This window comes from Streptomyces ipomoeae 91-03, from assembly GCF_000317595.1.
GTDB lineage: Bacteria > Actinomycetota > Actinomycetes > Streptomycetales > Streptomycetaceae > Streptomyces > Streptomyces ipomoeae.
Map to the genome: position 1 here is coordinate 54874 of NZ_AEJC01000621.1, position 9806 is coordinate 64679.

The window sequence follows — 9806 nt, forward strand, 5'->3', positions numbered from 1 at the left end:
TTCCTCTGTACCTGTGTGTTCCCGTAGTACGGCCGCCACGGGTCCCCCTCATGCCTCGAAGTCGAGTCCAGGGGAAGTTAAAACGGTTTCATTCGGCAGTCAACGGCCCTGACAGAGAAAGCCGTTGACTGCCGAGACTGCCGGAGTTCCCTCGCCGCCGGCGGCCGTCCGGCCTCGTGCGGTGAGTCGGGCCCGGTCGACGGGGCCGGCGGCGAGGTCGCGGGGCCGTCAGCTCATGACGCGGCCGTTCAGGACCACTCGGCGTGGGGCCGCGAGGACCCGGACGTCCGCGCGTGGGTCGGTCTCGTAGACCACCAGGTCCGCGGGGGCGCCCTCGTCGAGGACGGGGCGGCCGAGCCACTGGCGGGCCGCCCAGGTGGTCGCCGCGAGGGCGTCCACGGGTGGGATTCCGGCGGTGACCAGTTCCGCGACCTCGGCGGCGACCAGGCCGTGGGCGAGGGAGCCGCCGGCGTCGGTGCCGACGTAGACGGGGATTCCGGCGTCGTAGGCGGAGCGGACGGTGTCGTAGCGGCGCTCATGCAGCCGGCGCATGTGCGCGGACCAGCGCGGGAACTTGGCCTCGCCGCCGGCCGCCATGGACGGGAAGGTGGCGATGTTGACCAGCGTGGGGACGATGGCCACGCCGCGCGCGGCGAAGAGCGGGATCAGTTCCTCGGTCAGCCCGGTCGCGTGCTCGATGCAGTCGATGCCGGCCTCGACGAGGTCCCGCAGCGAGTCCTCGGCGAAGCAGTGCGCGGTCACCCGGGCGCCCAGCAGATGCGCCTCCGCGATCGCCGCCTCCACGGCCTCCCGGGGCCAGCACGCGGTCAGGTCACCGACGCCGCGATCGATCCAGTCCCCCACCAGCTTGACCCAGCCGTCACCGCGCCGGGCCTCCTGCGCGACGTACGCGACCAGTTCCTCCGGCTCGATCTCGTGGGCGAAGTTCCGGATGTAGCGGCGGGTGCGGGCGATGTGCCGGCCGGCCCGGATGATCTCGGGGAGGTCGTCCCGGTCGTCGATCCAGCGTGTGTCGGAAGGCGACCCCGCGTCCCGGATCAGCAGCGTGCCCGCGTCCCGGTCGGTCAGCGCCTGCTTCTCCGCCTCGTCCTTGTCGACCGGGCCGTGCGCCCCGAGCCCGACATGACAGTGCGCGTCGACGAGCCCGGGCAGGGCCCAGCCCTCGACGGTACGGACGTCCCGGGCACCGACGGGACGCTCGTACGACACCCGCCCGCCGACCACCCACAGCTCGTCACGGACCTCGTCCGGACCGACGAGTACCCGGCCCTTCACATGCAGCACCGCGTGATCGCTCATGTACGGCACTCTAGTGACCGGCGGCCGATCGGTCGGGGCCGGATCGGTCTGGATCCGGTCGTGTGCGGGTGCGTGTACGGGGGAGGCCGGACTGGTCCTGGTCGCTCTTGCCGATCCGGTCCGACGTCTCCTCCTCCACCTGCGCCATCGCCGGGTCGAGGAGGCGGGACAGGAAGTGGCGGGTCCGCTCGTGGGCCGGGTCGCCGATGACCTGGGCGGGGGTGCCGTCCTCGACGATCACTCCGCCGTCCATGAAGACCACGCGGTCGGCGACCTCGCGGGCGAAGGTCATCTCGTGGGTCACCACCATCATCGTCATGCCTTCGTCGGCGAGCATGCGCATGACGGCGAGGACGTCGCCCACCAGTTCCGGGTCGAGCGCGGAGGTCGGCTCGTCGAACAGCATCACCTCGGGGCCCATGGACAGCGAGCGGGCGATGGCCACGCGCTGCTGCTGGCCGCCGGAGAGGGAGGACGGGTAGGCGTCCGCCTTCTCCGCGAGGCCCACCCGTGCCAGGTTCTCGGCGGCCACCTCGGCGGCGGTCGCCTTGTCCCGCCCGAGGACCCGGCGCTGGGGCAGGGTGAGGTTCTCGGTCACCGTGAGGTGCGGGAAGAGGTTGAACTGCTGGAAGACCATGCCGATACGGCGGCGTACGGCGTCGATGTCGACGTCGGGGTCCGTCAACTCCGTTCCACCGACGAAGACCTGGCCCTTGGTGGGCTCCTCCAGGAGGTTCACGCACCGCAGCAGCGTCGACTTGCCGGAGCCGGACGGACCGATGACACAGACGACCTCGCCCCGGCCGATCTCCAGATCGATGCCGCGCAGCACCTCGTTGTCGCCGAACGACTTGTGCAGGCCGCGGACTTGGATCTCTGCCCTGGTACTCATTTCACGGCCTCCTGGGCCTTCGCCTCCATGCGGCGTACGACGAAGCCGAGCGGGATGGTCACCAGCAGATAGCACAGACCGGCGACGAGGATCGGCGTGGAGTTGGCGGTCGTACTGGCCAGGTCGCGCCCGTACTTGGACAGTTCGCGCTCCTCCAGGGTGACGCCGAGGAACAGCACGAGTGAGGAGTCCTTGAAGAGGAGGACCAGTTCGTTGGTGAGCGGGGGAAGGATGATCCGGAACGCCTGGGGGATGATGATCGAGATCATCGCCCTCGCCGGCGAGAAGCCCAGCGAACGGGCCGCTTCCATCTGGCCCTTGGGCACCGCCTGGATGCCCGCTCGGATCGTCTCCGCCATGTACGCCGCCGCCACCAGGCCCAGCGCCAGGGCGACCTTGCCGTACGTGCCGCCGGGGATCTCCGTGCCGGGGAAGGCGAGCGGTACGGCGACACCGATGAAGATGAAGATCAGCAGGGCGGGCAGCCCCCGGAAGATCTCGATGTACACACCGGCGAACCAGCGGTACGGCCCCACCGACGACAGCCGCATCAACGCGATGACCATGCCGAGGACGAGTCCGACGACGAAGCCGGACAGCGTGTACAGCACGGTGTTCTTCAGCGCCAGTGTGATGACGTCCGGGAACATCTGGTCGGCGATGTCCGCCTGCGCGAACTGGTTCTTCAGCCGGTCCCAGTCGGCCGAGACGGCGAAGGCGATCACGGCGGTGACGAAGACGGCGTACTGCGCGCCGCGTGACAGCGTGCGCTTCTGACTGCGGGTCAGGCCCTTTTTCCTCGGCTGGAGCCGTACGTCCGTGGTGTCGGTATCAGCCATGGGTGTCATGAGGCGGACGGGGAGGCGGATGCGGCGCTCTCGTCGTACGGGCCGATCCACTGCTCGTACAGCTCCCGGTACGTCCCGTCGGCCTTGGCCTCGGTGAGCGCCTTGTTGATGGCGGCGAGGAGCTTGGTGTTGCCCTTCTTCACCGTGAAGCCGTACTGCTCACCGGTGTTGAGCTGCTCGGCGACCTCGAAGGCGTCGGCGTTCGCCTTGTCCTTCAGCCAGCCCTGGACGACCGGGTAGTCGATGACGACGGCGTCGACCTGGCCGGTGCGCAGGCCGTTGAGGACGGCGTCGGAGGATTCGAAGGAGACCGGGTCGAGGCCCTGGCTCTTGGTGTAGTCCTCACCGGTCGTCTGGGCCTGGGTGCCGACCTTCTTGCCCTTGAGGTCCGCGAAGGAGCCGATGCCGGCCTTCTTGTCGGCGAGGACGGCCTGGGTGGCGTCGAAGTACGGGTCGGAGAAGTCGACGTTCTTCTTGCGTTCCTCGGTGATCGTCATACCGGCCGCGGCGAGGTCGCACTCGCCGGAGTTCAGGAACGCGCCCGTCTTGAAGTTCTCGAACGGGGTGTCCAGGATCTCCTGCTTCACGCCCAGGTCCTCGGCGACGAGGTCGATCAGCGCCACGTCGAAGCCCTGCACCTTGCCGTCGATCTCCGACTGGAACGGCGGGTACGGGAGGTGGGTGCAGGTCGTGAGCTGACCGGCCTTCACCAGTTCGACCCCACCTGCGGCCGTCTTGGTGCCGCCGCTGCCACCGTCGCCGTCCGAGGAGCAGCCGGCCACGAGCAGCAGTCCGGCCGCCGCGGTGGTGGCGGCCAGGATGCGGGCCCGACGTCCGAGGACCGAGTTCACGGGGAGACCTCCTGTGAGGGAACTGTGGCAACTGATTATAAGGAAATCTTTGACTCGCTCAAATTATTCCGAGGGTCACTGAGCCGTCTGACCTCAGATGTCGTCGGTGATGTCGTCGATGGAGGGGGAGATTCCGGGTTGGGAGCTGTGCAGTTGGGGCTGCGAGGGCTGTGAAGGCTGTCGCCGGGAGGCGATGGGATCGGGGCAGCCTGAGGGGCGGGTGAGGGGCGGGGTGAGCCGATTACGCTCGATGTGCGGCGGCTTGCGCTCGACGTACGCCGGTCCGGCTCGACCCATCCTCGAAACCATCTACCCCCGTGAGCGAAGAGAGCACCCTGTGACCCACCCGTTTCTGGATCTGCCCCCGTTGAGCGCGGCGCACTTCGCGTCGATCGAGGATCGGGTGGCGCGGCTGCTCTCGACCGAGCAGGACGTCGTGATCACGCAGGGCGAGGCGCTGCTGCCCCTGGAGGGGGCGATTCGCGGGGCCGCCGGGCCGGGTACGACGGCGCTGAACGTGATCACCGGCCCGTACGGGCAGACCTTCGGGAACTGGCTGCGGGACTGCGGGGCGACGGTCGTCGACCTGGCGGTGCCTTTCCACACGGCGGTGACCGCGGCGCAGATCCGCGACGCCTTCGCCGAGCACCCGGCGATCGACTTCGTCTCCCTGGTGCACGCGGAGGCCGCGACCGGCAACACGAACCCGGTGGCGGAGATCGGCGAGGTCGTCCGCGAGCACGGCGCCCTCTTCCACCTGGACGCCGTGGCCTCCGTCGGCGCCGAGCCGGTGCTGCCGGACGCCTGGGGTGTCGATCTGTGCGTCATCGGCGCGCAGAAGGCCATGGGCGGCCCGGCCGGGGTGTCGGCGATCTCGGTGAGCGAGCGGGCGTGGGCCCGGATGGCCGCGAACCCGCGGGCCCCGCGGCGGTCGTACCTCTCCCTGCTGGACTGGAAGGAGCGCTGGATCGACGGCGGTCGGCGAGCGCTGCCGCACGCCCCGGCCCAGTTGGAGATGCTCGCCCTGGAGGCCTGCCTGGAGCGCATCGAGGCGGAGGGGCTGGACACGGTGATGTCCCGCCACGCGTCCGCCGCCGCGGCGACCCGAGCGGGGGCGCTCGCGTTGGGCGGCGGTCTGGAGCCGTACGTATACGAAGCGGCGGACGCGGCACCCGTCGCCACGACCCTCCGGGTGCCCGCCGGTGTCGACGCCTCCGAGCTGGTCGCCAAGGCGCTCGCCGCCGACCCCACGCTGCCGCTGGCCGCGGGCGGCGGCACTCTCGCCAAGGGAATGATCCGGCTGAACCACTACGGCCCGAACGCCACACCTGAGACGGTGCACGCCGGCCTGACCGAACTGGGAGCGGCACTGACCGAGGCAGGGCTGACGGTCGACGCGCCGGGGGCCCGGGAGGCGGCTTCGGCGAGCTGGGCGTAAGCACGGCGGTCGGGTAGAGCGATTCGGCAGGGCGGTCCGACAGGCGGCCCAGCACGGTCGTTCGGCGCCGTGCGGCGCGGCGTAGGACGGGGGCGGACGTTGGGGCGGCGTTCCCGGCCGGAACCTCGCGCCAGTCGGTGCATGAATTGCCAGACTGGGCCCATGACCACAACCGACCCCACCGACACCGCGCCGACACCCCGGACCGCGTCCGCGCCGACGCCCGACGCCATGGCCGCGCCCGAGTCCGCCCCCGCGCTCGCCACGCTCCCCGACGGCCGCCCCATCCCGCTGACGACCGGCGACGAGGGCCCCATGCTGGAGAGTTGGCTGGACTTTCATCGGGCCACGTTGGAGTTGAAGTGTGCGGGGCTGGACGACACGCAGGCGCGGACGGCTTCGGCGGAGCCGTCGGAGCTCACGCTGCTGGGGCTGGTGCAGCATCTGACGGAGGTCGAACGGAACTGGTTCCAGCGGGTGTTCGCCGGGGTGGACGCCCCCCTGGTGTACGAGGAGGAGACCGGCTACCGGCTCACCCCGGAGCGTGGGCTCGACGAGGCGCTCGACATCTGGCGGCGCGAGGTCGCCCGGAGCCGTGAGGTGTGTGCCGGGCACGCTCCCGACTCGCCGGGGCGGGTCCCGGACGGTCAGATGATGGGCGGGACGCAGGTCAGCCTCCGGTGGATCCTGATCCACATGATCGAGGAGTACGCTCGCCACAACGGCCACGCCGACATCCTGCGCGAACGCATCGACGGGGTCACCGGCGCCTGAGCTCCCGTGATCACCCGTGATCACCCGCGAGCTCCGGTGATCACCCGCCCGACCATCATCACCTGCCCCGGCTTTCCCGCCGGGGCGTTTTTCGTCCGGGGCTTTTCCGGCGGAATTCACAAGGATTAGCCGAAGCAGGGTCCCGTATTCTTCTGCCCGCTCTTCCCTTCCTCAAACGCAAAGATTTCGCGAACACAAGGGGGGCTGATTCGAGCAGATCTCGTGAGGGTTACACCGATGTGACAGACTCCACAGTGCGCCCACTTTGCTCGGTAATTTCCGGGCGAACACAGACAGATCGACCCCCTTTTCGCGCGCTCGCTCGCGCCCGCGTGATAACACACGATCGACCCATGCGTAACCCCACGCGGCGATGCGATTCGAAATTCCCCTCGGTAAATTCAAGCCGCATGACTGCCGCACAAGCAGACCTGCACACCCCACCCCTGGAATCGCATCAGGAAATCAAGGACGGCATTCGGATCGACCGCCCGGACGTGACGGACGGCGCCGCGCTGTGGCGTATCGCCGGGGACTCCGGAAGCCTCGATCTGAACTCCTCGTACAGCTATCTGCTGTGGTGCCGGGACTTCGCCGACACCTCGGCGGTGGCACGGGACGAGGACGGGGAACCGGTCGGGTTCGTCACCGGGTATGTGCGGCCGGAGCGACCGGACACCCTCCTCGTGTGGCAGATCGCCGTCGACGAGGCGCACCGGGGGCGCGGTCTCGCCGCCGCGCTGCTGGACGGCCTCACCGCACGGGTCGCCCGACGGCACCCCCTGACCACCGTCGAGACCACCATCACCCCGGACAACACCGCCTCCGAGCACCTGTTCGCCGCGTACGCCGAACGGCACGGCGCCACCGTCGACCGCCAGGTCCTGTTCGAGGCGGGGGACTTCCCCGACGGCCCCCACCAGCCGGAGGTCCTCCACCGCATCGGCCCCCTCACCGTCTGAGCCCGAAGCAGCCTCCAGCCCACAGGCCTCACCCCGAAGAGCCTCAAGCCCACGGGCCTCAGCCCGAAGAGCCCCCAATCGAAGAGCGCCAACCCCGAAGTGCTCTCCCCTCCCCCACTGACTTCCTTTCCCCCCACGCATCGAGGAGCGATCGACCGTGACCATCACCCAGCCCGACCTGAGCGTCTTCGAGACCCTGGAGTCCGAGGTGCGCAGCTACTGCCGCGGCTGGCCCACCGTCTTCGACCGCGCCCAGGGCAGCTGGATGTACGACGAGGACGGCCACACCTACCTGGACTTCTTCGCCGGCGCCGGTTCACTCAACTACGGCCACAACAACCCCGTACTCAAACGCGCCCTCATCGACTATCTGGAGCGGGACGGCGTCACCCACGGGCTCGACATGTCGACGACCGCGAAGCGGGCCTTCCTGGAGTCGTTCCAGAACCTGGTGCTGCGGCCCCGCGACCTGCCGTACAAGGTGATGTTCCCGGGGCCGACCGGGACCAACGCGGTCGAGTCCGCGCTGAAACTGGCCCGGAAGGTGAAGGGGCGCGAGGCGATCGTGTCGTTCACCAACGCCTTCCACGGCATGTCCCTGGGCTCCCTCGCCGTCACCGGCAACGCCTTCAAACGGGCCGGCGCCGGTATCCCGCTCGTGCACGGCACTCCGATGCCGTTCGACAACTACTTCGACGGGCGGGTGCCTGACTTTCTCTGGTTCGAGCGCCTCCTTGAGGACCAGGGGTCCGGGCTGAACAAGCCCGCCGCCGTGATCGTCGAGACCGTCCAGGGCGAGGGCGGCATCAACGTCGCCCGCCCGGAGTGGCTGCGCGCGCTCGCCGAACTGTGCGAGCGCCAGGACATGCTGCTGATCGTCGACGACATCCAGATGGGCTGCGGGCGTACGGGGGCCTTCTTCTCGTTCGAGGAGGCGGGCATCACCCCCGACATCGTCACCGTCTCCAAGTCCATCAGCGGCTACGGACTCCCCATGTCGCTCTGCCTGTTCAAGCCGGAGCTGGACATCTGGGAGCCGGGCGAGCACAACGGCACGTTCCGCGGCAACAACCCCGCGTTCGTGACGGCCACCGCCGCCCTGGAGGCGTACTGGGCCGACGGCTCCGCCATGGAGAAGCAGACCCGGGCGCGCGGCGAGCAGATCGAGCAGGGGCTGGTCGCGATCACCGAGGAGAACTCCGCCGAGGTGAAGGAGTACCGGGGGCGCGGGCTGGTGTGGGGCATCGAGTTCCACGAGAAGGCGCGCGCCGGACGGGTCGCCCGGCGGGCCTTCGAGCTCGGACTCCTCGTCGAGACCTCCGGCCCCGAGGGCGAGGTCCTCAAACTGCTCCCCGCCCTCACCATCACCCCCGACGAGCTGGACGAGGGCCTGAGCGTCCTCGCCCGCGCCGTACGGGAAACCGTGTGAAACCGACTGACACAAGGAGCTGTTCAGCACCGTGATCGTCCGTTCGTTCAAGGACATCGAAGGCACCGAACGTCATGTGCGGGCCGCGTCCGGCACCTGGGAGAGCAAACGCATCGTGCTCGCCAGGGAGCGGGTCGGCTTCTCGCTCCACGAGACCGTCCTGTACGCCGGCACGGAGACGTCGATGTGGTACGCGAACCACATCGAGGCCGTCGTCTGCGTCGAGGGCGAGGCCGAGCTGACCGACCACGAGACCGGGCGGACGTACACGATCACGCCCGGGACCATGTACCTCCTCGACGGCCACGAGCGGCATTCGCTGCGCGTCAAGGAGGACTTCCGCTGCATCTGCGTCTTCAACCCGCCCGTCACCGGCCGGGAGGACCACGACGAGAACGGCGTGTACCCGCTGCTCACCGAGCCCGAGGAGGTGTGACGACCATGACCACCACAGCCATGACCACTGCCACCACCGTCCCCGACCTCTACCCCACCCGTGGGGCCACCGAGGTGTCCGTCCCCCGCCAGGACCCGGTCGTCTGGGGCTCCCCCGGCACGCCCGGCCCGATCTCCCTCACCGACCTCCAGGCGTACGAGCGCGACGGCTTCCTCGCCGTCGAGGAACTCATCACCCCGGCCGAAGTCCCCGTCTACCGACGGGAGTTGGAGCGGCTCGTCTCCGATCCGGCGGTCCGTGCGGATGAGCGGTCGATCATCGAGCCGAAGTCGAAGGAGATCCGGTCGGTCTTCGAGGTGCACCGGATCAGCGAGGTGTTCGCGGAGCTGGTGCGCGACGAGCGGGTCGTCGGACGGGCCCGCCAGATCCTCGGCTCGGACGTGTACGTCCACCAGTCGCGGATCAACGTCAAGCCGGGGTTCGGCGCGTCCGGGTTCTACTGGCACTCGGACTTCGAGACCTGGCACGCGGAGGACGGGCTGCCGAACATGCGGACGGTGTCCGTGTCGATCGCGCTGACCGAGAACTACGACACCAACGGCGGGCTGATGATCATGCCCGGCTCGCACCGGACGTTCCTCGGCTGTGCGGGTGCCACCCCGAAGGACAACTACAAGAAGTCGCTGCAGATGCAGGACGCGGGGACGCCGTCCGACGAGGCGCTGACGGCCATGGCCGGTGAGTACGGCATCAAGCTGTTCACCGGGAAGGCCGGTTCGGCCACCTGGTTCGACTGCAACTGCATGCACGGCTCCGGGGACAACATCACGCCGTTCCCGCGCAGCAACGTGTTCATCGTGTTCAACAGTGTGGAGAACGCGGCGGTGGAGCCGTT

At 69.2% G+C, this 9806-nt stretch carries 11 protein-coding genes; 6 read left to right on the forward strand and 5 right to left on the reverse strand.

Annotated features, from left to right (window positions below; genetic code table 11):
* Nucleotides 1-228: 228 nt before the first annotated feature.
* The 5 genes from STRIP9103_RS40260 to STRIP9103_RS50375 form a co-directional block, all read right to left on the reverse strand.
* Nucleotides 229-1320: an amidohydrolase family protein gene (locus tag STRIP9103_RS40260; RefSeq protein WP_048821890.1), complete on the reverse strand. Its 1092-nt coding sequence runs from the start codon at nucleotides 1318-1320 to the stop codon at nucleotides 229-231.
* Nucleotides 1321-1330: 10 nt separating this feature from the next.
* A complete protein-coding gene (locus tag STRIP9103_RS40265; RefSeq protein ID WP_009337939.1) occupies nucleotides 1331-2212 on the reverse strand; it encodes an amino acid ABC transporter ATP-binding protein in 882 nt (293 codons plus the stop codon).
* Nucleotides 2209-3051, reverse strand: a complete 843-nt coding sequence (locus STRIP9103_RS40270; RefSeq protein ID WP_009337968.1) for an amino acid ABC transporter permease — start codon at nucleotides 3049-3051, stop codon at nucleotides 2209-2211. The genes STRIP9103_RS40265 and STRIP9103_RS40270 overlap by 4 nt, the downstream gene beginning before the upstream one ends.
* A gap of 5 nt (nucleotides 3052-3056) precedes the next feature.
* A complete protein-coding gene (locus STRIP9103_RS40275; RefSeq protein ID WP_009338057.1) occupies nucleotides 3057-3911 on the reverse strand; it encodes a transporter substrate-binding domain-containing protein in 855 nt (284 codons plus the stop codon).
* A gap of 93 nt (nucleotides 3912-4004) precedes the next feature.
* Nucleotides 4005-4208 (reverse strand): hypothetical protein, encoded by a 204-nt coding sequence (locus tag STRIP9103_RS50375; protein ID WP_009337997.1) that lies wholly within the window; start codon nucleotides 4206-4208, stop codon nucleotides 4005-4007.
* A gap of 40 nt (nucleotides 4209-4248) precedes the next feature.
* Here STRIP9103_RS50375 and STRIP9103_RS40280 point away from each other — a divergent pair, with 40 nt between their 5' ends.
* From STRIP9103_RS40280 to thpD, 6 genes are all read left to right on the forward strand, one after another.
* Nucleotides 4249-5349, forward strand: a complete 1101-nt coding sequence (locus tag STRIP9103_RS40280) for a pyridoxal-phosphate-dependent aminotransferase family protein (RefSeq protein ID WP_009337954.1) — start codon at nucleotides 4249-4251, stop codon at nucleotides 5347-5349.
* Nucleotides 5350-5580: 231 nt separating this feature from the next.
* Nucleotides 5581-6123 (forward strand): DinB family protein, encoded by a 543-nt coding sequence (locus STRIP9103_RS40285; RefSeq protein ID WP_100244111.1) that lies wholly within the window; start codon nucleotides 5581-5583, stop codon nucleotides 6121-6123.
* Nucleotides 6124-6533: 410 nt separating this feature from the next.
* Nucleotides 6534-7085 carry a diaminobutyrate acetyltransferase gene (gene ectA, locus STRIP9103_RS40290; RefSeq protein ID WP_009337972.1) on the forward strand — a complete coding sequence of 184 codons (552 nt, stop codon included), beginning with the start codon at nucleotides 6534-6536 and terminating at the stop codon, nucleotides 7083-7085.
* Between the two features lie 157 nt (nucleotides 7086-7242).
* Complete coding sequence (ectB, locus tag STRIP9103_RS40295; protein ID WP_009337933.1) at nucleotides 7243-8514, forward strand: diaminobutyrate--2-oxoglutarate transaminase; 1272 nt, start codon at nucleotides 7243-7245, stop codon at nucleotides 8512-8514.
* Nucleotides 8515-8545: 31 nt separating this feature from the next.
* Nucleotides 8546-8950 carry an ectoine synthase gene (locus STRIP9103_RS40300; RefSeq protein WP_009337952.1) on the forward strand — a complete coding sequence of 135 codons (405 nt, stop codon included), beginning with the start codon at nucleotides 8546-8548 and terminating at the stop codon, nucleotides 8948-8950.
* A 20-nt stretch (nucleotides 8951-8970) separates the two neighbouring features.
* A partial coding sequence (gene thpD / locus STRIP9103_RS40305) for an ectoine hydroxylase (protein WP_048821893.1) occupies nucleotides 8971-9806 on the forward strand: 836 nt, incomplete at its 3' end.

Bases quoted from the DNA above. Each gene is read 5' to 3' on its own strand.
- STRIP9103_RS40260 (WP_048821890.1), bottom strand. From the start codon at position 1,320: ATGAGCGATCACGCGGTGCTGCATGTGAAGGGCCGGGTACTCGTCGGT.
- STRIP9103_RS40265 (WP_009337939.1), bottom strand. From the start codon at position 2,212: ATGAGTACCAGGGCAGAGATCCAAGTCCGCGGCCTGCACAAGTCGTTC.
- STRIP9103_RS40270 (WP_009337968.1), bottom strand. From the start codon at position 3,051: ATGGCTGATACCGACACCACGGACGTACGGCTCCAGCCGAGGAAAAAG.
- STRIP9103_RS50375 (WP_009337997.1), bottom strand. From the start codon at position 4,208: ATGGGTCGAGCCGGACCGGCGTACGTCGAGCGCAAGCCGCCGCACATC.
- STRIP9103_RS40285 (WP_100244111.1), top strand. From the start codon at position 5,581: ATGGCCGCGCCCGAGTCCGCCCCCGCGCTCGCCACGCTCCCCGACGGC.
- ectA (WP_009337972.1), top strand. From the start codon at position 6,534: ATGACTGCCGCACAAGCAGACCTGCACACCCCACCCCTGGAATCGCAT.